Raw genomic sequence first — 19,467 nt, 5'->3', positions numbered from 1 at the left:
AGTCCGGACGATTCCGGAGAGCGGGACGGGGGAGAACGGGGCACATGAGGGGACCGACCTCACCACAGAGCTGGTTCGTCAACCGGTTGCAGCGGCTGCGTACCTCGTCGGGGTCGCCCACCCAGGCGCAACTGCTGGCCCACGACGAGAACAAGGTCCTCACCCGGTCGTCGCTGTCGGACCTGCTGGCAGGCAAGTTCACCAAGCCGCCCCCGTGGGAGCGGGTCGCGGCCTATGTGACCGCGTGCGTCCGCGCCGCGCACGCCGGTCAGATCGACCTCTGCTGCGAGGACGAACTCGCGCGACTGCGAGGTGACCACGCCACGCTCACCGACCTGTTCGAGACCGCTGCCAGGGAGGTCCGCCCGCCGGCGGCGCGTTCCTCGGGCTCGCGGCCCCGTCCGGCGACGTATCGGCTGCCGCCGCGCAACACCAACTTCACCGGCCGCGACACCGCGTTGCGGGAGTTACGGCGGCGCCTCACCTCGGGCGACGACGGCGCGATGCAGGTCGTGCACGGGCTGGGCGGTGTCGGCAAGACGCAGCTCGCGGTGGAGTACGCCTACCTGTACCGGTCGGAGTACCGGTTCGTGGCGTTCGTGGACGCCGAGGATCCCGACCTGGTGGCATCGCAGTTCGCGTCGCTGGCCAGGGAGCTGGGACTGGCGGAGGTGAGCTCCGAGCAGGTCGTCCCACGGGTGTACGGCACATTGCTGGACCACGGGCCCTGGCTGATCATCTTCGACAACGGGGAGAGACCCGGCACGCTCGTGGACGCGCTGCCGTCGGGTGACCTGGGGAGCGCAGGTCACATCATCGTCACGACCAGGTTGCGCGGCTGGTCGAGCAGAGCCGGCGTCATCGACCTGGACGTGTTCACCAGGCGGGAGGCGGTGGAGTTGCTGGCCCGGCGGGTGTGCGGCATGACCACAGTGGTGGCGGACCGGATCGCCGAGCACCTGGGGGACCTGCCGCTGGCGCTGGAGCAGGCCGCCGGGTACATGGACTACAACCACACTCCGCCCGAGGAGTATCTGGCTCTGCTGACGTCACGGCCGGAGGACATGATCGCGCTGGGCGAGCTGGCGGACCGGCCGGCGGTCGTGGTCGCGACCCTGTGGCAGCTCAGCGTGCGCAAGCTGGAGACCGAGCGGCCGCAAGCGATGCGGCTGCTGGAGCTGTGTGCCCTGCTGGCGCCGGAGCCGATCCCGCTGTACCTGTTCAGCGGCGGCACGGAACCACTGATCGCGGCCGCGGCCGACCCGGTGGCCTGGGACACGACGGTCGGTGCTCTGGCCGGCCTGGGGCTCGCGCGGCGCCAAGCCTCCTCCCTGGTGCTGCACCGGCTGGTGCAGGCCGCCATCCGCGCCGCGATGCCGGACGACGTGCGCACCGACGCCCGGGTGAAACTCTGCCGGGCGTTGCTCGCGGCCGTGCCACACGACATCCACGGCGACCCGGACGCGCGATCGCGATGGCAGGAACTGCTCCCGCACGCGCTCGCGGTGACCAAGGACGAGTCGCCGGCCGAGTGCGCCGCGCAGACGGCGACGCTGCTGAGGCTGGCGTCGGTGTTCCTCCTTTCGATCGGGGACCACTCCGTGGCACTGCCCCTGTGCGAGCGCGCCTTCGCGATCGACCGATCGCTCGAACGAAGGGATGCGGAACTCGGCTTCGACCTGATCACCTTGGCGCAGATCCACCGGGACCGCGGTGCGCCGGAGCGAGCGCGTCCGCTGGCGGAACGTGCTCTGAGCCTGCACGAGACCTGTCTGCCGGCGGACAGTCCCGCCATCGCGACGGACTTGGCGACCCTGGCGCGCATCCGGCACCTTCTCGGTGACCATGAGGCGGCGGTGCCCTTGGCCGAGCGGGCGCTGCGGATCGACGAGGCGGCGTACGGGCCCGACGACCCGTATGTGAGCTTCGACTTGATCGCACTGGCGAGTGTCCACCTCGACCTGGACGAGCACGCCGTGGCCCTGCCGCTGATCTCCCGGGCGCTACGGATCCGCGAGGACAGTTACGCGCCGGATCACCTGTACATCGGGTACGCCCTGCTGCTCAAGGCCCGAGCCGTGCACGCGTTGCACGACCCCACCGCGGCGACCCTCGCGCACAGGGGCGCGCTGATCCTGAACACCCGGCTGGGCAAGACCCACCCCAAAACGGAGGACGCCTTCGCTCTGGCCAACCGTCTGCTGAACCACGACAGCCGCCAGGAACACGCCGAACCCGTCGTGCTCGGCGAGACCTACGACACCAAGGCCGCACCGAGCACGGACGCACATCGGCCACGGACGCCGAGGGCGACGCTGTGAGCCGTCACGGAGCCGCGGAACGCGTTGACCGAGCAGGCCCGGCGAAGTCTCTTGCCGGCGGCGGACGCGGGGCTGGATCCGAGGACTGCCCGGCCCGGTCGGCGTCGTTCCGGCGGTGCGGCGCTGAGGTAGGTCGGCGGGCCAGGTCACCGTGCCCAGGGCGGCTGTGTGCGTCCGGTGGTCCACAGTTGGTCGACACGCGCACGCTCGGCGGCGTTCGGGTAGCGGTTGGTGCAGGACGGGCCGGGGCCGGCACCCGACATCAGCTCACTGCACGGCCCGCTGTAGTCGTCCGGCAGGCCCAGCACATGCCCGGTCTCATGGGTGGCGACGCGGACCGAGTCGTTCTGCTGGCTCTGCGTGTAGTCGAGGAAAATGTAGCCTTTTCCGTGGCCGTCGGTGGAGGCGTAGGACCCGCGTGGGTCGTTGCCCTCGTAGTAGGAGAAGTCGGCACCGCTCGACGCCGCCTGGAGCTTGACGTTGGACACGGAGCTGTTCCAGATCGAGGCCGCGCTCGCTATCTGCGAACGGAAGCTCGGTGCCTGGGAGGCGTCGTAGTAGAGGGTCACCGCCTGCCCGTACGGCCGGACGGCGCGCTTCTCGGCGACCGAATTCAGCACAGCGTCGAAGAACGCCTTGTTGTGCGCGGCATCCTCGACCGACCCGGCGTACCGCGCCACGGAGGTACTGGCGGCAGCGGACGGGGTGGCGGCCGTCTGGGCGCTCGCCGGCACCGCCGCGCCCAGCGCGCTGGAGGCCAGACCCAGACCCAGGCCGAGAGCGAGGGCGAGGGGTCTCGCGGACGTTCGGGACGACTTCATGTGGGGGGCTCCTACTCACTCGGTGACGCCGAGCGCCCGGTGTGTGCTCGACTCGGCGTGAACACCGGTTCCGAACTGCGGCGACGTCCTGTGGGTCGCCATTCTTAGAACGGCTCGACAGGGAGCACAACGGGGTCCCGCCACTACGTCGCCTCGTAGGCCCCCGGACCACCGCCAGGGCTGTGCGCGGGTCTTCGGTCCGCACAGGGCGGCAGGAGAGACAGCTGTCGCGCCGTCAGAAAGGCTGTTCCACAAGGCAACCGACGTCCGGGCAGGCAGGGCGGGATCCCGGGACGCGCAGCGACTTCCCCATACGACCCAAGACGGACAAATCATTAAATGTCTGCCAAGTCGTGCCTACTAAGCACGCCGCTTGATTGACGGAGCCCTGTGACCGACGTCATAGAACATGAGCTTCCGTTCCTTCCGAGCCCCACCGCCCTCGGGGCCGGTAGACGGTGGCCAGCACGGAGACGGTGATCTCGTCGGGCAGCAAGCTCTCATCGGTGAGGTCCGCGCGGCCCACGTGGTGTGCGCTCGGCGTCATCGCCACCAGGTCCAAGGCGTCCGACCTGGCCAGGGCCGCGGAGTACTCCACCTGTTCGGTGACGTTGGCTGTGAAGAAGGGCTCCAGCGCCCGGTGCAGACGCTGTTCCTTGGCCGGGTCGACCGTGACCATCGCAGGCAGACGGCCGTACAGCTCGGCCAGGTGCTGACCTGTGGGACGGACCACGATCAGTCGGCCGGACGGGCGCAGCACGCGGTGGAACTCGGCCGGGTTGCGCGGGGCGAACACGTCCAGCACGACATCGGCCATATCGTCGGCCAGCGGGAAGGGACGGAAGACGTCCCAGGCCACCGCGGCGGCTCTCTCGTGCGCTCGCGCTGCCGAGCGCAGCGCGCGCACCGATGTGTCCAGGCCCAGACCACGGGCGCCGGACAGCTCGTCGAGGACACCGGCCAGGTAGTAGCCCGTGCCGCATCCCACGTCCACCACGGTCGCCTGCCCGGACACCGCGTCGGCCGCCAGGCGGGCCGTGGCTTCGCGGATGGGCGCGTAGATGCCGGTGGGCAGGAATCGGTCGCGGGCCCGGACCATGGCCGTGTCGTCGCCACTCGTGGCGCGGGTGCCCGTCAGCAAGCCGGCGTAGCCGTGGCGGGCGATGTCGAAGGTGTGGCCTACCGGGCAACGCAATGCGCCGCGGCCGGGACGCAGACGATGTGTGCGGCACACTTGGCAGCGCAGCAGGCCGAGGAACAGTCGGAGACACCCAGGGCGACCTCGTCCTGCCCTGGATCGGAGGCATGACGGGCGGGCCGTGGGCGGTGCTGGAGGCGCCGTTGCGGCGTTGGGCGTGGCTGCTCAGGCACTCGGCGACGTCATCGGGGCGGCTGCGTCGGCCGGTGCGCGGCGCTCGGGTGCCGTCAGCCAGGTGATGCCGAGCACGAGCGCGGCGGCGACGGCGGCGGCGGGGGCGAGCCAGAGGGCTCCCGCGGTCGAGAGCACCACGCCGCCGAGGACTGCTCCGACGGCCGTACCCACGTAGTTCATCGACCCGTTCAGGCTGAGCGCGACGGCAGCGGCATCACCACCCGCGGCGAACACGCGATTCTGTTGTGGGACGAACAGGAAGGATCCGACGAGGCCGAGGACGAACAGCGTGGCGAGGGTCGGCACGAACCAGTGTTGAACAACGCTGAGGGCGGCCGTCGCGAAGATCGTGACGGCCAGCGCGGCCGTGAGAGTCCTGAGGGAGCCGAATCGGTCGGTGATCCCTCCGACAAGGCGATTGCCGGTGAAGAAACCCCCACCGAAGACACACAGCGCGACCAGCACAGCGTTGCCGGCCGACGTGCTCACACCGACGACGGCCGCCGCGTAGGCCGTCACCAGGTAGAGCGGAGCGAGCACGAGCGCACTGACGACGAGCAGAAGGAGGACCCGTGGGTCGACGAGCACCAAAACCCTGCTCCGCAGCGATGTCGCAGGCAGTGTGACGGAGGGCAGGGCGGCAGCGGCGAGCACCGCGGCGACGGCTGCGAGCGCGGCGATCGTCCACATCACACCGCGCCAGCCGAGCCACTGCCCGATCAGCAACCCGAAGGGCACGCCGAGCACCGAGGCCAGACTGGAACCCGCGCCGATCACCGCGAACGCCCGAGCCCGGCGCTCGGGACGGGACAGCACACCGGCCAGGGCGAAGGCGTTGGCCTGGAAGGCCGCCGCGCCGAGCGCCGCGATGACGCGCCCGATCAGCACGACCGCGTAGGAAGGGCCCGCGGCCTGCAGAACCATGCCGGCCAGGAAGGCGACCATGCCGGTGCCGATGACGACGCGCCGGTCCAGTCGACCGGTCGCTGTCGCGATGAGCGGCGAGCCGACCGCGTAGGCAACGGCAAACGCGGTGGTCAACTGGCCGGCGGTGGCGATGCTCACCGACAGGTCCGCGGCGATGTCGGGCAGCAGTCCCGGCAGCACGAAACCGTCGACGCCGAGCGCGAACGTGCCGACGGCGAGGACGACAAGGCGCCAGGCTCCCAGACCATCATTTGATGGTTGTCGAATCATCACACGCTGGAGGGTAGAGTACGATTCGATGAGCGTCAAAGAATTGAGAGGAGGTCGCACATGCCGCGCACGCTGCCCGAGCCCTCGGTCGACTCCTTCGACCTCACCGTCATCCTCAGTGCCCTCGCCGACCCCGGCAGACGGGCGCTGATGACCGCGCTGTACCACAGCCCGGAACCCGCCGACTGCGCCGTCGTCGTGGAAAAGGCCGACCTCGGTCTGAGCAACCCGACCATCTCCCACCACTACCGCGTCCTGCGCGAGGCGGGCCTGATCAGGTCGGTCGCCAGCGGCCGCAAACGAATCGTCACAGTGCGCCGCGACGACATGGAGACACGTTTCCCCGGCCTCCTGCTGGCCGTACTCGGCGGGCAACGAACGCCTGGTGGCCCACAGGTGTGGGAGCAGGAGGCCGAGGAGCGGTAGTTCTTCCGGCTCGCGGCGCGGGTGTGACGTCCCGGGTGCCTACTTGTCGTTGAGCGACAGACCGGGCGGGTTGAGCTGCGAGGTGGTCACCCCGTCGCTGGTGAGCCCCCAGCGGGACAGGATCTTCCGATAGACGCCCTTCTCGATCAGGTAGTTGATCGCGTCGTTGAGTGCCTTGCCGAGGCCGTTGTCCTTCTTGGTGGTCGCGGCGATCAGGCCCTGCAGATCCTTCTGGGCGCCCGAGAGGGTGCCGATGACCTGGGTCTGGCCGGAGGTCATGGAGTGGTACCGGGACTCGGGGTTGGGATGGAGATAGGCGTCGATCTGGCCGGACTGGAGGGCGAGGTAGACGGCCGATTCGTCCTGGTAGTACTTCACATCGATGGGCTTGCGGCCCGCCTTGACGTTCTCGGCGTTCCAGTCCAGCAGGACCTTCTCCTCAGTCGTCCCGGTGGGTACGGCGATGGTCCTGCCCGCCACGTCCTTGGGGCCGGTGACCCGCCACTGGGTGCCCTTCTTGGCCTCGAACGCCTGCTCGTCCTTGCGGTAGGTGGCCATGTCGTACTTCTGCTTGCGCAGGTCGGTGACGGTGATGTTGGAGACACCGACGTCGTACTTGCCGCTGTCCAGACCGACGAAGATCTGCTCGAAGGAGACCGGGTTGTAGTGCACCTTGAGGCCGAGCACCGAGGCGATCGCGTACGCCGTGTCCGGTTCCACGCCGATGAGGGTCTTGTTGTCCTTGGCGAAGAAGGTGAGCGGTGCGGTGCTCCCCTTGGAGTTGCCGATTTCGAGGGTGCCTCGGGCCCGGATGGCCGCGGGTACTTCAGCGGCGATGGAGGCGACCTTGGGTGCCGCGTAGCGGTTCTGGTCGGGGCTGGAGTTGAAGCGCTCCTTGGACGTCGATCCGGATGCGTCCGTCGCGGAGGAGCCGCATGCGCTCAGGGTGAGCGCGGCGGCGGTGACCAGGGCGAACGCGGCGAGCTTGGGGCGGATGAGCACGGACATGGTGGTGCTGCCTTTCAGGAGAAGCGGGGTCAGAGGACCTTCGAGAGGAAGGTGCGGGTGCGCTCGTGCCGGGGGGAGTCGAGCACGTCGGCCGGCGCCCCCTGCTCGACGATCCGGCCACCGTCCATGAAGACCACGGTGTCGGCGACCTCACGGGCGAAGCCGATCTCATGGGTGACGACGATCATGGTGGTGCCGGCGCGTGCCAGATCCTTGATCACATCCAGCACCTCGCCGACCAGCTCCGGGTCGAGGGCGGAGGTGGGCTCGTCGAAGAGCAGCACCTTGGGTTCCAGAGCGAGCGCGCGGGCGATGGCGATGCGCTGCTGCTGGCCGCCGGACAGCTGCCCGGGGTAGGCGGTCGCCTTGTCGCGCAGGCCGACGCGCTCCAGCAGCCGCTCGGCGCGTGCCTGGGCCTGGGCCCGCGGCACACCCAGCGCGGAGACGGGCGCCTCGACCAGGTTGTCCAGCACCGTGAGGTGCGGGAAGAGATTGAAGTTCTGGAACACGAAACCGATGTGGGTGCGCTGGCGCAGCACCTCCCGCTCGCGCAGCTCGTGCAGCCTGTCGCCGACCCGCCGGTAGCCGATCAGTTCGCCGTCGATGGTGACGGTGCCGCGCTTGACCTTCTCCAGATGGTTGATGCAGCGCAGCAGGGTGGACTTGCCGGATCCGGACGGGCCCAGCACGACGGTCACCTCGCCGGCCCTGACCTGGAGATCGACTCCTTTGAGCACCTCCACCATGCCGTAGTTCTTGTGGACGTCGCGTATGTCGACGACAACCCGGGCGGGATCGGCCGCGGCCTTGTGGGCACGGTCGGCGGAAGACGATTTCGCGGTCACCGGAGGGTCCTTTCTTCCGCGGCGGCCGCGCGGAGATTGCCGATGGCGAGGCGCACCCGCTCGATGGGGGTCGGCGGCAGCGCCCGCGTCGTGCCCTTGGCGTAGCGCCGCTCGACGTAGTACTGGAAGATCGACAGGAGGGTGGTCAGCAGGACGTACCAGGCGGTCGCGACGAGCAGCATGGGTACGACGCGGGACGTGCGCCCGTAGATGACCTGGACGGTGTAGAACAGCTCCATGATCGCCATCACGGAGACGATCGAGGTGTTCTTGAACAGCGAGATCAGCTGGTTGGCCGCGTTGGGCGCGATGGTCCGCATGGCTTGGGGCAGCACGATCCGTACGAGCTGACGGCGCTTGGGGATGCCCAGCGCGGCGGCGGCTTCCAGCTGACCCTGGCTGACGGACAGCACGCCCGCACGGACGATCTCCGAGGCGAAGGCGGCCTCGTTGACCGAGAGCGCGATGACGGCCGCGCTCACCGAACTGACCAGATTGGTGGTGCTGAAGGAGAAGAATTCCGGCCCGAACGGTACTCCGATGCTCAGACGCGAGTACAGGTAGGAGATGTTGAACCAGAAGAGCACCTGCACCAGCAGCGGCACGGAGCGCACGACCCAGACGTAGCCGTAGGCGGTCACGCGCAGCAGCGGATTGGGGGAGAGCCGCATGAAGGCCAGCGCTATGCCGCCCGCGAAACCCGCCAGCGCCGCGTAGAAGGTGAGCTCGATGGTCAGCCACACGCCGTGCAGCACGCTGGGGTCGAAGAAGTACTGCCGGAACGTCACCCACTCCAGGCCGGGGTTGGTGGCCAGGGCGTGCACCAACTGCGCCACCAGGACGAGGGCGACGGCCACGGCCACCCATCGGCCGGGGTACCGGACGGGGACGATCTTGGGGGGCCTGGACTGCTCGGCGTCGCCGCCCGGTGGTGCGAGCGCGGTGTTGCCGTCAGTGGCAGAGGTCATGGTGACGCCTCCGATTCAGCGGTGAGTTCGGGTGGCCGGGGCGGACGGAGCATGCGGAGGAACACGGTGCGGGAGACCATCGCCCGCTACCGGCACAGACCGCTCGGGGCGGGCGAAGAGCACACCGAGGCGGCCCCGCCGGCTCTTCGGCGTCATGCCGCGGGCCCTGGTACCGAGGGGAGTGGATCGGCGGATGGCCGGGCGAGCGCATCAACCGGCCCAACCGCCGAGCAGCTTGGCCATGGCCGACAACCCCCGGCGCAGGTGTTCCTCCGCGATGGCGAAGCTCAGCCGCAGATGCCCCGGAGCCCCGAAAGAGGCACCGGGCACCGTGACCACGCCGGAGTCCAGCAGGCGGTCGGCCACGGCTACGTCGTCGGGGGCGAACCCGCGGATGTCGGGGAAGACGTAGAACGCGCCGTCAGGAGGCGTCCGGAACAGCCCGAGAGGTTCCAGCACGCCCTGACAGATCTTCAGCCGGCCGTGGAGGACCGCCCGGAACTCGGCCGTCACATCCGGTCCGGTGAGGGCGGCGAGGGCAGCCGCCTGGGCGATGCGGCTGACGTTCGAGGTGGTGTGGGACTGGAGGGCGGCGGCCGCGTCGACGACCTTCGCCGGGCCCGCCATCCAGCCCACCCGCCAGCCCGTCATGGCGTAGGACTTGGACACGCTGCCGACCGTGATGAGTCGGTCGCTCACGCCGGGCTCGACCCGGCCCGGCGCGGGGACGGGCCGGAAGCCGAGGTCGACGTAGGTCTCGTCCGAGACGATCCAGATGCCGTGCTTCGCGGCCCACGCCAGGAGCGCGCGCAGCTCGGAGGCGTCGTAGACCAGCCCTGTCGGGTTGTTCGGTGAGCACAGCACCATCGCCCGGGTGGACGGGGTCCGAGCCGCCTCCAGGTTGTCCGGGGTGACCTTCAGCTCGCCGGCGGACGGCTGGACGATCACCGGACTACCGCCCGCCAGCCGGACCGAGGACGGGAAGGTCACCCAGTACGGCGCCGGTATCAGGACCTCGTCCCCGGGCTCCAGCAGCGCCATGAACGTGTTGAACAATGCCTGCTTGGCACCGTTGGTGACCAGCACGTTCGACTCATCGAGGGGGCTCGCGGCCCGCGGGAGGAGCCGGTCGGCGATCGCCTGACGCAGGCGGGTCTCGCCACCGGTCGGCCCGTAGTGGTGGTTCTCCGGCCTGCCGGCGGCGTCGATGGCCGCGGCGACGATGTGGGCGGGGGTCGGCAGGTCGAGCTCGCCTGCCGAGAAGTCGAAGACTTGGACGCCCGCACGGCGCAGTCTCGCGGCGCGTTGGCGCAAGGCGGCGGTCGGCGACATGGTGACCACGGGGGTATTCCTCGTTTCCGGAGTTGATCGGCCGCCTGGACGCGGCGGACGCAGGGCCTTGACGCACGGGACCTCGGTACGGGGCCGGCGCCGGACGCCCGACAGGCCCACAGAAGGTGTGGTGACTCTCCATACTCTTGGGGCCGCTTCGGGGTCGGTGTCGCCGTCCCGTGCGGCCGCCCACTGAGGAGCGTTCGAACACCTGTCGGCCCGTGCCGACGGTGCCAGGTTCGGAGCCGCGGATGGCGGGGGAGACAAGCCGGGGTTACCGGAGGATGAACTATCCAGGTATGGCTGGAACGCAGGATGGATAATCCATCCCGTGCTAGTGTCCTGCTCACATCGACAGTCGATCCGTACTCTGTGAACGAAGGAACGGGGGCCCCGTGGCCGCAGGCAAGCCAGCCCTGGTGAGCGGCGAGTTCGTCACCCGTGCCCAAGCCGCGCTGCCCAGCCTGGGCGCCACGGACAAGCGGGTCATCGAGCTGATCCTCCATGAGCCCGAAGCGGTCGTGTACGGCTCGGTGACCGAGGTCGCGCAGAAGGCGGGCGTCGCCCAGTCCTCCGCGGTCCGTGCCTGCCAGCGCATCGGGTACCGGGGCTATCAGGACGTCAAGCTCGCCATCACCCGCGACCTCGCCCAGCAGGAAGAACAGGAACAGGAGCTCGCCCACGAAGAGGGGGTCGACAACCAGACACCCGCCGGTGACATCCTCGACCGCGTACTGCGCCGCAGCGCCCGGGCCCTGGTCGACGCGGCACAGACCATCGACGCCGAGTTGCTGTCCCTCACCATCGACCGCATGGCGGTGGCCGCGCGCGTCCTCGTCGTCGGGAACGGGACCTCGGCCGCCCCGGCCCACGACGCCGCCTACCGGCTGTCCGCGCTCGGCCTCGTGACGACGTACCCCACCGACGTGATGGCCCGGCATCTGGCCGCACGCCATCTCGACGACACGTGTGTGTGTCTGGTCATCAGCCACACCGGTGCCAGCCGCGAGTCGCTACGGGTCGCCGAGGCGGCCCGGGCGGCGGGCGCCTTCGTCGTCGCCGTCACCAGTTTCACCAACTCGCCCCTGACCCGTGTCGCGGACGCCGCGCTGATCGCGGGAGGCCCCGAGTACGGCTTCCGACTCGAAGCCATGGCAAGCCGCCTCGCCCATCTGGGCATCGTCGACGCGCTCTTCGTCGGCATCGCGGTCCGCCGCCCCAAGGCGTCGGGCAACGCACTCGACGTGATGGCCGACATCACGATCGAACACTCCCTGTAGAACGCACACGCCTGTGCCCCACCGCGACCACTCCCCGGTCATCGATCCGGCGTCGACGGCCGCGCGCCGATTCCACGGGCGCGGGGCATGTTCACAGCCGCGCGCATACAGGACCGATTCTGTCCACTATCTCTCCTAGCCTGCGACGTGCACGCCTCCAGCACAGTCAAGGAGATTCCCATGGACTTCATCTCGATCCGCATCATCACCAGCGATGTCGCGCGCCTCGTCACGTTCTACGAGCGAGCCACCGGGGCGCGGGCGACGTGGGCCACCGAGGACTTCGCCGAAATCAAGACCGCGGGCGCCACCCTCGCGATCGCCGGCACCCGCACCGTCCCGCTGTTCGCCCCGGGCTCTGCCCGCCCGGCGGACAACCACAGCGTGATCACCGAGTTCCTGGTCGACGACGTGGACCGCGTTCACCAGAACCTGACCGGCTTCGTCACCGACTTCGTCAACGAGCCCACCACGATGCCCTGGGGCAACCGGTCGCTGCTGTTCCGCGACCCCGACGGCAACCTCGTCAACTTCTTCACCCCCGTCACACAAGCGGCGATCGAGAAGTTCGCACGGTGACACCACGCACAGCAGGTGCGGTGCGCGGTGCGGCCTGTGGCTGCTTCCTCTTCCGTGGCGAACTCGATCGCACCACAACGACTGTTTGACGCTAGGCGTAACAGTCGTTAGTCTCGTCATTGCTCGGACCGTCTCGTGGTGCTCACGCCCAGGCCGCTGCGCCCGTGTCCGTCGGTTCCGTGATCGAGCCCAGGCGAGGGAGTTGAGCATGACGTTTGTGCGGGCGTTCGCTGGATTCTGGTACGACTTCGTCATCGGTGATGACTGGAAGATCGCCGCGGCTGTGGCCCTCGTGCTCCTGTGCGGTGCCGTGGCCGTGCTGAGCGGCGCCGGCGGCGCCGCCCTGCTCCCGCCGTTGCTGGCAGTCCTGTTCGGCGCCGGTTTCACCGTGACCATGCTGATCGACGCGCGGAAAGCTCACGGCTGACGGAAATCTGGCGTCAGTGGAAACGCGGCGCGCTCGGCTGGAGAGCGGGCGCGCTGCGAGCGTCGACTGCGGGTGTCGCGGCGTGACCGGTGTCAGTCCTGGTCCTCCTCCCTGAACACCCGGTTGGCATAGTCTTCGAGGACCTGCACGCAGGAGTTGAGCTCCTTCTCGGCCGCACTGCGCTGAGCGGCGCCGAGAACGTCACGATCGACAACCTTCGCGAGCCACTTCTGGAGCTTGTGCAGATCCTCCTCGTTCTCTTCGAGTTCGGCATAGGTGAAGTGGTTGTCGTCGTACTCCTTTTTCACCTGTGCTCGGAAATCAGCGCACTTGTCGATGATCTCTTCGTACTCGTCGTCCCGGGAGGCGTTGAAGGCGCCGACGACATCCGAGGCGCCCGCGATGACCCGGGAACTGAGCAACGACGCGGTGCCGCCCATGTCCAGGATCTCCTTGCGCAGCGAACGCAACGCCCGTTCCGCCGCGGGACTGGTCGGCAGAGCGGCGACCGAGTTCTGCAAGTACAGGGCTCCCAGGCCCTTGAGCCGGCGCCACACCGTCGCCCGGAGGCGAGAGGGTTCCGGCGGGACCCGATAGATCAGCACCAGCCACACGGGAGCTTCGTTCATTCGCTCGTCCTTGTTTGTCCGTTTGTCCGCGCCGGGCGCATGTGCCCGGCATTCGACGCCAGGGCATCGCTCGTGCCCGGACCGGTTGCCATCCGCTGCCGCACACAGACGGCGGGTGACGGGTGTCAACCGTTCGAACTCGTTCTGAACGGATGATACTCCGCTGCCCTAACGGCCGAAGCGCTGGAGCCGCCCCGCTGCGGATGGGCGCCGGGCCTCATGGCGTGGCGACAGGGCCCGCACGATGGAGAGTTGTGCCACCGTCCCGCCCCTCGCGTCCCGGCGGCACAGCTCGATCTCGCACCCCGCTGCTGCCGTGTCCGTGCGACATCTCCATGATCCTCGCACTTCACGCGCGCCCGGAGCGCGAGGACGTCACCTTCGTATCGAGTCATGCGACAGAGTTACAGCGTAACGATCCATAGACGCCAGATGTAGCGGCTGTTAGAGTCCGCATGTAATCGTCGTTTGTCGTGCTTGTGTCGGCGAGAGGTGAGGGGACAGGTTATGTCTGTTGGTACCGAGGCTGTCTGGGCGCTGGCTGTGGCCGTGTTCCTGGCGTGTCTCGTGGAGGCGGTGGAGGCCGTCACCATCGTCGTCGCGATGGGTATGACCCGTAGTTGGCGGTCTGCGATCGCCGGCACCGTGGTCGGTCTGACGGCGGTGGTGGCTTTCGCGCTCGCGGCGGGTTACGCGGTGGTCACATGGCTGCCCGAGGCGGCCCTGCAACTTGTGATCGGAGCACTCCTGTTGGTCTTCGGGCTGCAATGGATGCGCAAGGCGATCCTGCGTTCGTCCGGCCGGAAGGATCTGCACGACGAGGGGAAGATCTTTGAGAAGCAGAGCGCCCTGGCTCGTCAGGCGGGCGGGCGGCCCTTCCTCGGACTGGACTACTTCGCGTTCACGGTGAGTCTCAAGAGTGTGTTTCTTGAGGGTGTCGAGGTGGTGTTCATCGTCATCACCTTCGGTCTGCGGGCAGGCGATGTTCCGGTGGCCACGATCGCGGCGGTGCTGGCGACGGCCGTCGTCACGGTCGCGGCGGTGGCGGCACGGGGACCGTTGACAAGGGTTCCGGAGAACACCTTGAAGTACGCGGTGGCCGTACTGCTGGCGACGTTCGGCACGTTCTGGTGTGTCGAGGGCCTGGGTATCTTCGGCCCGGACCGGCACCCGCTCGACTGGCCCGGCGACACCCTCGCGCTCGGTGCGGTTCTGCTCGGCTGGCTGGCGCTGTCCCGGTGGCTGATCCGCGTCCTGCGGGTGCGACCGGCGGAGGGGGTGTCTCCGGCGGTCGCAACCGGGAGGGTGACCCACGAGGACGCCGGGCGGTGAGAGCGCACGGGCGATTCCGCAGAGTCCCATGCCCCCACCGCGAAACTGCCTGACTCGTGGCGGCGCACACCTTGCGCCGGCCGGATTTCTGACACAGTGAGTTCTGGCGAGCTTTCACGGTATTACGTCTCACCGCGGCCTGCCGGACGGAGACGCTGGGCAGCGGTATTACCGTGGTGAGGACGAGAGAGGGCGGGGAATGGGTCCCGCCCGGAATGCCATCGGTGGAAATTCCAGGTCGGTCCATTTTGCGACGCAACCCGCGATGAGGATTTCTTCGAACCCTGAGAAAGCCAGGTGACGAAATCGATGCCCAGGCCGGGAGAACGGACTGGGAGCTCGTGCGCTCTGCTTACTCCGCAGGCTCAGTGACCAGCATCTCCGCCGCCACAGGCGCCTGTCGGGCGACCGCCCAGGTGGCGTCCACCGCGGCTCCCCTTCTCCGAACGGTTCTCCCTGCCGCGTCCGTCACGGCAAGGCGCTCCGTACCGCTTCTCCGGGAAGAGGCTTTCACGCGCTGATATTCCTCCCGTACACGGTCCTGGATCCCGACGACCCTCTTTCCTGCCCATCAACTGGCAGGGGCAGGTGTCGTCGGGCCTTCTGGCGTTGGACTATCCATCCAGGAATTCGCCGCAATACGAAAAATTCATCCAGGCGTGGCCCGTTGCAGCTGGGAGTTCATGTGTGCCGAATAAATTCCGGAGAAGTCCCGAGCCGGGACGCGGGCTCGGAGGCAACCGGCCTCGTTGCCCGGAACTGTCCAGCCAAGAATGGAGCCTGGACCGATGACCGGAGCATTCGGCGTGCGCAAGGCGCCTGTCCTCTTGCTCGTCCACGTCTTGATCCTCACCGGGCTGCTGGCCGCGTGCGGCAGCTCCACCACAACGACCCGTTCATCCGTCGACAACCCCACCACCCTGACGCTGGCCATCTCCAGCGTGGAAGGCTCCCAGCAACTGCAGAAGCAGTTCGGGCCCCTCCAGGCCGAGCTGACGAAGATCCTGCACATGCCGGTCAAGCTGTTCCCGGTCGCCGACCGGACGGCCGCCGCGGCGGCGATCGAGTCCAACCATCTCGATCTGGTCATGGCCGGGCCCGCCGAATACGTCGCCCTGCGAGCGCAGTCCGGCACGCTGCCGGTCGTCGGTCTCAGCCAGCCCGGCTACCGGACGCTGTGGGTCGTGCACGGCGACAGCGGGATCAACGCGCTGCCCCAGTTGAAGGGCAAGACCGTCGGCCTGACCGACCCGGGCTCCACGAGCGGATACGTATACCCGCTGAAAATGCTCCTCGACGCCGGCCTGAAGCCGGGCAGCACGGTCACGACCCAACCGCTGAGCAGCAACCAGGCAGCCGCGTTCCTCGGCCACAAGGTGGACGCGGTCGCCACCTACCCGGCCGGATACGCGGCCCTGCTGAAGCTCGGTGGCCTCACACCCCGGCAGGCGCCCGTCATCGCGAAGAGCCCGCCGTTCCCGCCCAACCTCATCATCGCCAACCCCCGGCTCTCCACGTCGCTGCGCAACCGCATCAAGACCGAGTTGTCCGCGAACAGCACCGCGATCATGAAGTCCATCCAGGCGGCCGGGGGCGTCTACGTCAGCAGCTACGCCGACTCGAAGATCATCCCGGTCACCGACGGGGAGTTCGACATGATCCGCCAGGCGTACCGCCAGGACGGATATCCCAACCTCGCGAAGATTCCCTCCTGACGTGGAAGGCAGCAACCGGATGTCACACACCCTGGTTGACCGGTCGCCGCTCCAGGCCGGTCACCCGCCACCTCGCCTGCCCCGCATCTCCCCGTTCCTGCTCCTCGTGATGGTCGCCGTCCTGGGCGGATTCGTCTGGGGAATCGTCTGGAGCGGTCTGAGCCCCAGCACGCTCGTCTCCGGGGCTCCGGGGCTGATCGACTTCCTGGGCAAGGCGTTCCCGCCGGTGCTGGAGCAGGGCCGGACCGTCGCCTCCGCCACCGGACAGACCATCGAGATGGCCATCGTGGGCACCGTCTTCGGTGCGCTGGCCAGCCTCCCGGTAGCGGTGCTGGCGGCACGGAACCTCAGCCCCGCGCTGCTGGCGGGAACGGTGCGGTCGCTGGTCACCTCGCTGCGGGCCGTTCCGGACCTGGTCTGGGGTCTGGTGTTCGTGGTCGCGGTCGGGCTGGGACCCGCCGCCGGCATCTGCGCGATCGCCGTCGACACCATCGGCTACTGCGGCCGGTTGTTCGCCGAACGGATCGAAGAACTCGACCCGGCACCCTTGCGGGCGCTGCGCGCCACGGGTGCCCGCACCCCGGCCGTGATCGTCTGCGGTGTGGTGCCCAGCGTCCTTCCGTCGTTCGTGGCCACGAGCATGTTCGCCCTGGAGAAGGCGGTCCGGTCCGCCGTCGTACTGGGCCTGGTCGGCGCGGGCGGCATCGGCATCGACCTGTCCACCTCGATGCAACTGTTCCAGTATCAGCAAGCGCTGACCATAGTGATCATCATCTTCGGTGTCGTCATCACCGTCGAGCGCGTCTCCGCCGCGGTGCGCAGGCGGATCCTGTGATGCGCCCGCAGGCCCGGGAGCGTGACAGAAAGGAATGAACCAATGCCGCCCATGACAACAGCTCCCGTCGGAGGGGACCGGTCGCTCAGCGAGGTGGACGCGATCGGACGGGCCTCAAGGCTGCTCGCTCCGAGGAACGGCGTCTCGGGGTGTTCACGATGACCGCGCCCGACCCTGTGACCACCTCCGACACGGCGCACCCCGCTGACGGCATCCCCGGCCCCCAGGCCACCGGGATGCCCATCGAGGTGACGGAACTGACCAAGACCTACGGCGACGACCCCGCCGTCCGCGGCGTGTCGTTCACGATCAAGGCAGGCGAACGCGTCGTGCTGCTGGGCCCGAACGGATCCGGGAAGTCGACACTGCTGCGCTGCCTGGTGCGGCTGGAGCAGCCGACCGCCGGGACCGTGACGATCGGCGCTCGCACCGTCACCGCCCTGGACGGACACGGACTGCGCGCACTGCGGCGCGAGGTCGGCTTCGTATGGCAGACCCATGACCTGATCGGATACAGCACGGTGTTCGCGAACGTCCTGCACGGCGCGCTCGGCCGGGGCGGCATCCGGTCGTGGTGGCCCGCCACCGCCCCGGGCGCCGAGCGTGACTTCGCGTACGAATGCCTCGCTCGGGTCGGGCTCGCCCACCTCGCCCGGCGACGCGCCAGCACCCTGTCGGGCGGACAGCAGCAGCGCGTCGCCATCGCCCGCATGCTCATGCAGCGTCCCCGGCTCATCCTCGCCGACGAACCGATCGCCAGCCTCGACCCACGGGCCGCCACCGAGGTGATGGACCTGCTGTGGAACCTGGCCTCCGAAACCGGGGCCACGGTCGTCTGCACCCTGCACCAGGTCGACGCCGCGAAGCACTATGCCGACAGGATCCTCGGCATGCGCGGCGGGCACCTCGTCCTGGACCGGCCACCAGCCGACATCAGCGGCAACGAACTCGACCTGCTCTACACCGGAACCGAAGCACCGCCCACCACCGGTGAGCCGGTCACGAACGGAAGGAAAGCCAAATGAGAGTTGCGGTCCTCGGCGCCGGCATCGTCGGAACCGCCATCGCGTGGCGGCTCGCGGAAGCCGGCGCCCGCGTCCTCGTCGTCGACGCGAGCCAGCCCGGCGCAGCCACCTCAGCGGCAAGCCTCGCCTGGGTCAACGCCAGCAGCGCGGCATCGGAAGACTACTTCGCTCTTAGGGTGGCGGGCCTGGACGAGCACCGGCTGATCTCGAAACAACTCCACGGCGACTGGACCCTGGCATCCGGCCACCTCCAGTGGGCCGCCACACAGCCGGAGACCAAGGTCCTGCGGGACCGGTACACGCTGCTGCGATCGCGAGGGTTCCCGGCCGAACTCCTCACCCCGGACGAGGCGAGCGCCACCCTGGAACCGTCCGTCCGGTTCGCGGGCCCGGAGCATCCTGTCCTGTACACCGCGGACGAGATGGCCGTCGACGCCCCGGCCATGGCCAGGCAACTCCTGCGTGCCGCTGTGGCCCGTGGGGCCGTCCCCGCTCTCGGTGCACCGGTCCGTTCCATCACCATGCGCGGCGGACAGGTCACCGCCATCGGCGTCGGCAACACCAGCCACGATGTCGACGCCGTCGTCAACGCGGCCGGGGCGAACGCCCATCACCTGGCCGACATGGTCGGGCGCCGACTGCGACTGCGCGACGAACCCGGGCTCGTCGCCCGGCTGCGCTGCGACCCGGTGCCGGTCCGGCACACCATGCACGCGCCCGGTATCGAGATCCGGCCCGACGGATCACGACAGGTCCTGGTGCACAGCCGTGCCGTCGACGCCCAGTTGCTCTCCGACGGCTACCCCCACGACCAGCTCGTCGACGACCTGTGCCGACGCGCCGCCGACATCGTGCCCGAGCTGGCCGACGCCGAAGTGCACGATGCCCGCGTGGGCTGGCGCCCCATCCCCGAGGACCTGATGCCCAGTGTCGGCGGCCTCGCGACGATACCCGGCTACTACGAAGCCGTCACCCACAGCGGCGTGACCCTCGCGGGAATCGTCGCCAAGCTCCTCACCGAGGAAATCCTCACCGGCACGGTCCACCCGCTCATCGCGCCCTTCCGGCCCGACCGCGACAGCCTGCGTCCGACGGACGCATGAGGCCGCTGCCCGGCTGCGCAGGCGATCGCGTCGATCGCCTGCGAGAGCCGGGGCGAGGTCGGCTCGGGGACCGGCGCTGGTCCGACGGCCAGTCCGTTGTCCCCGAGCCGCCTCGCGGCGCGCACGGCTCTCGGCCGGCGGCACCCACCGCTGTTCGCGTCACCCCGTGTCAGTCCAGGGGTCCGCTGTGAGGCCGACGCAGAGACCTTCGGGGCAGGACGCATCTCGTCGGCGACATCCGTCGGCGCGACG

General features: G+C 68.9%; 18 protein-coding genes. 10 read left to right on the top strand and 8 right to left on the bottom strand.

The window, feature by feature from the left end; translation table 11 throughout:
* The first annotated feature begins 44 nt into the window (after positions 1-44).
* Positions 45-2,321, top strand: coding sequence for an FxSxx-COOH system tetratricopeptide repeat protein (gene fxsT / locus AC27LF_RS33735; protein ID WP_479663296.1), 2,277 nt, complete (start codon positions 45-47; stop codon positions 2,319-2,321).
* A gap of 146 nt (positions 2,322-2,467) precedes the next feature.
* On the opposite strand, the gene snpA is transcribed toward fxsT, so the two are convergent.
* The 3 genes from snpA to AC27LF_RS33720 form a co-directional block, all read right to left on the bottom strand.
* Positions 2,468-3,142 (bottom strand): snapalysin, encoded by a 675-nt coding sequence (gene snpA, locus AC27LF_RS33730; protein WP_479663297.1) that lies wholly within the window; start codon positions 3,140-3,142, stop codon positions 2,468-2,470.
* Between the two features lie 400 nt (positions 3,143-3,542).
* A complete protein-coding gene (locus tag AC27LF_RS33725) occupies positions 3,543-4,403 on the bottom strand; it encodes a methyltransferase domain-containing protein (protein ID WP_479663351.1) in 861 nt (286 codons plus the stop codon).
* Positions 4,404-4,505: 102 nt separating this feature from the next.
* Positions 4,506-5,711, bottom strand: a complete 1,206-nt coding sequence (locus tag AC27LF_RS33720) for an MFS transporter (RefSeq protein ID WP_479663352.1) — start codon at positions 5,709-5,711, stop codon at positions 4,506-4,508.
* 60 nt (positions 5,712-5,771) lie between these two features.
* On the opposite strand from AC27LF_RS33720, the gene AC27LF_RS33715 reads away from it, so the two are divergent.
* Positions 5,772-6,137, top strand: a complete 366-nt coding sequence (locus AC27LF_RS33715) for an ArsR/SmtB family transcription factor (RefSeq protein ID WP_479663298.1) — start codon at positions 5,772-5,774, stop codon at positions 6,135-6,137.
* 39 nt (positions 6,138-6,176) lie between these two features.
* Here the strand turns inward: AC27LF_RS33715 and AC27LF_RS33710 are convergent, their stop codons facing one another.
* The 4 genes from AC27LF_RS33710 to AC27LF_RS33695 form a co-directional block, all read right to left on the bottom strand.
* Complete coding sequence (locus AC27LF_RS33710) at positions 6,177-7,145, bottom strand: ABC transporter substrate-binding protein (RefSeq protein ID WP_479663299.1); 969 nt, start codon at positions 7,143-7,145, stop codon at positions 6,177-6,179.
* A gap of 29 nt (positions 7,146-7,174) precedes the next feature.
* Entirely contained in the window at positions 7,175-7,891 is a 717-nt protein-coding gene (locus AC27LF_RS33705; protein ID WP_479663353.1) for an amino acid ABC transporter ATP-binding protein, read from the bottom strand.
* Between the two features lie 95 nt (positions 7,892-7,986).
* On the bottom strand, positions 7,987-8,958 hold the full coding sequence (locus AC27LF_RS33700) for an amino acid ABC transporter permease (RefSeq protein ID WP_479663300.1): 972 nt from the start codon (positions 8,956-8,958) through the stop codon (positions 7,987-7,989).
* Positions 8,959-9,168: 210 nt separating this feature from the next.
* A complete protein-coding gene (locus tag AC27LF_RS33695) occupies positions 9,169-10,290 on the bottom strand; it encodes a pyridoxal phosphate-dependent aminotransferase (RefSeq protein ID WP_479663354.1) in 1,122 nt (373 codons plus the stop codon).
* A gap of 395 nt (positions 10,291-10,685) precedes the next feature.
* Here AC27LF_RS33695 and AC27LF_RS33690 point away from each other — a divergent pair, with 395 nt between their 5' ends.
* The 3 genes from AC27LF_RS33690 (at position 10,686) to AC27LF_RS33680 (ending at position 12,576) form a co-directional block, all read left to right on the top strand.
* Entirely contained in the window at positions 10,686-11,570 is an 885-nt protein-coding gene (locus AC27LF_RS33690; protein WP_479663301.1) for a MurR/RpiR family transcriptional regulator, read from the top strand.
* 180 nt (positions 11,571-11,750) lie between these two features.
* Complete coding sequence (locus AC27LF_RS33685; protein WP_479663302.1) at positions 11,751-12,149, top strand: VOC family protein; 399 nt, start codon at positions 11,751-11,753, stop codon at positions 12,147-12,149.
* Positions 12,150-12,357: 208 nt separating this feature from the next.
* Complete coding sequence (locus AC27LF_RS33680; protein WP_479663303.1) at positions 12,358-12,576, top strand: hypothetical protein; 219 nt, start codon at positions 12,358-12,360, stop codon at positions 12,574-12,576.
* Between the two features lie 92 nt (positions 12,577-12,668).
* Here AC27LF_RS33680 and AC27LF_RS33675 read toward each other — a convergent pair whose 3' ends face one another.
* Positions 12,669-13,205, bottom strand: coding sequence for a Chromate resistance protein ChrB (locus AC27LF_RS33675; RefSeq protein ID WP_479663304.1), 537 nt, complete (start codon positions 13,203-13,205; stop codon positions 12,669-12,671).
* 507 nt (positions 13,206-13,712) lie between these two features.
* Between AC27LF_RS33675 and AC27LF_RS33670 the strand changes: the two genes are divergently transcribed.
* The 5 genes from AC27LF_RS33670 (at position 13,713) to AC27LF_RS33650 (ending at position 19,215) form a co-directional block, all read left to right on the top strand.
* On the top strand, positions 13,713-14,537 hold the full coding sequence (locus tag AC27LF_RS33670; protein WP_479663305.1) for a COG4280 domain-containing protein: 825 nt from the start codon (positions 13,713-13,715) through the stop codon (positions 14,535-14,537).
* 788 nt (positions 14,538-15,325) lie between these two features.
* The gene (gene phnD / locus AC27LF_RS33665; protein ID WP_479663306.1) at positions 15,326-16,252 is read left to right on the top strand and encodes a phosphate/phosphite/phosphonate ABC transporter substrate-binding protein; all 927 of its coding nucleotides are present in this window, start codon (positions 15,326-15,328) and stop codon (positions 16,250-16,252) included.
* Positions 16,253-16,271: 19 nt separating this feature from the next.
* Positions 16,272-17,087: a phosphonate ABC transporter, permease protein PhnE gene (phnE, locus tag AC27LF_RS33660; protein ID WP_479663307.1), complete on the top strand. Its 816-nt coding sequence runs from the start codon at positions 16,272-16,274 to the stop codon at positions 17,085-17,087.
* Positions 17,088-17,245: 158 nt separating this feature from the next.
* Entirely contained in the window at positions 17,246-18,112 is an 867-nt protein-coding gene (locus tag AC27LF_RS33655; RefSeq protein ID WP_479663308.1) for a phosphonate ABC transporter ATP-binding protein, read from the top strand.
* On the top strand, positions 18,109-19,215 hold the full coding sequence (locus AC27LF_RS33650; protein WP_479663309.1) for an NAD(P)/FAD-dependent oxidoreductase: 1,107 nt from the start codon (positions 18,109-18,111) through the stop codon (positions 19,213-19,215). The genes AC27LF_RS33655 and AC27LF_RS33650 overlap by 4 nt, the downstream gene beginning before the upstream one ends.
* Positions 19,216-19,467 lie beyond the last annotated feature (252 nt).

The sequence above is a fragment of the Streptomyces diversicolor genome (assembly GCF_057537855.1).
The sequence above is the reverse complement of the archived record's forward strand: the minus strand, read 5'-3'. Positions and strand labels throughout refer to the sequence as shown.

Coding starts and splice junctions, on each gene's coding strand:
- phnE (WP_479663307.1), top strand. CDS start 16,272: ATGTCACACACCCTGGTTGACCGGTCGCCGCTCCAGGCCGGTCACCCG.
- AC27LF_RS33685 (WP_479663302.1), top strand. CDS start 11,751: ATGGACTTCATCTCGATCCGCATCATCACCAGCGATGTCGCGCGCCTC.
- AC27LF_RS33710 (WP_479663299.1), bottom strand. CDS start 7,145: ATGTCCGTGCTCATCCGCCCCAAGCTCGCCGCGTTCGCCCTGGTCACC.
- fxsT (WP_479663296.1), top strand. CDS start 45: ATGAGGGGACCGACCTCACCACAGAGCTGGTTCGTCAACCGGTTGCAG.
- AC27LF_RS33675 (WP_479663304.1), bottom strand. CDS start 13,205: ATGAACGAAGCTCCCGTGTGGCTGGTGCTGATCTATCGGGTCCCGCCG.
- AC27LF_RS33720 (WP_479663352.1), bottom strand. CDS start 5,711: ATGATTCGACAACCATCAAATGATGGTCTGGGAGCCTGGCGCCTTGTC.
- AC27LF_RS33670 (WP_479663305.1), top strand. CDS start 13,713: ATGTCTGTTGGTACCGAGGCTGTCTGGGCGCTGGCTGTGGCCGTGTTC.
- snpA (WP_479663297.1), bottom strand. CDS start 3,142: ATGAAGTCGTCCCGAACGTCCGCGAGACCCCTCGCCCTCGCTCTCGGC.
- AC27LF_RS33695 (WP_479663354.1), bottom strand. CDS start 10,290: ATGTCGCCGACCGCCGCCTTGCGCCAACGCGCCGCGAGACTGCGCCGT.
- AC27LF_RS33655 (WP_479663308.1), top strand. CDS start 17,246: ATGACCGCGCCCGACCCTGTGACCACCTCCGACACGGCGCACCCCGCT.
- AC27LF_RS33715 (WP_479663298.1), top strand. CDS start 5,772: ATGCCGCGCACGCTGCCCGAGCCCTCGGTCGACTCCTTCGACCTCACC.
- AC27LF_RS33705 (WP_479663353.1), bottom strand. CDS start 7,891: ATGGTGGAGGTGCTCAAAGGAGTCGATCTCCAGGTCAGGGCCGGCGAG.
- AC27LF_RS33680 (WP_479663303.1), top strand. CDS start 12,358: ATGACGTTTGTGCGGGCGTTCGCTGGATTCTGGTACGACTTCGTCATC.
- AC27LF_RS33650 (WP_479663309.1), top strand. CDS start 18,109: ATGAGAGTTGCGGTCCTCGGCGCCGGCATCGTCGGAACCGCCATCGCG.
- phnD (WP_479663306.1), top strand. CDS start 15,326: ATGACCGGAGCATTCGGCGTGCGCAAGGCGCCTGTCCTCTTGCTCGTC.
- AC27LF_RS33700 (WP_479663300.1), bottom strand. CDS start 8,958: ATGACCTCTGCCACTGACGGCAACACCGCGCTCGCACCACCGGGCGGC.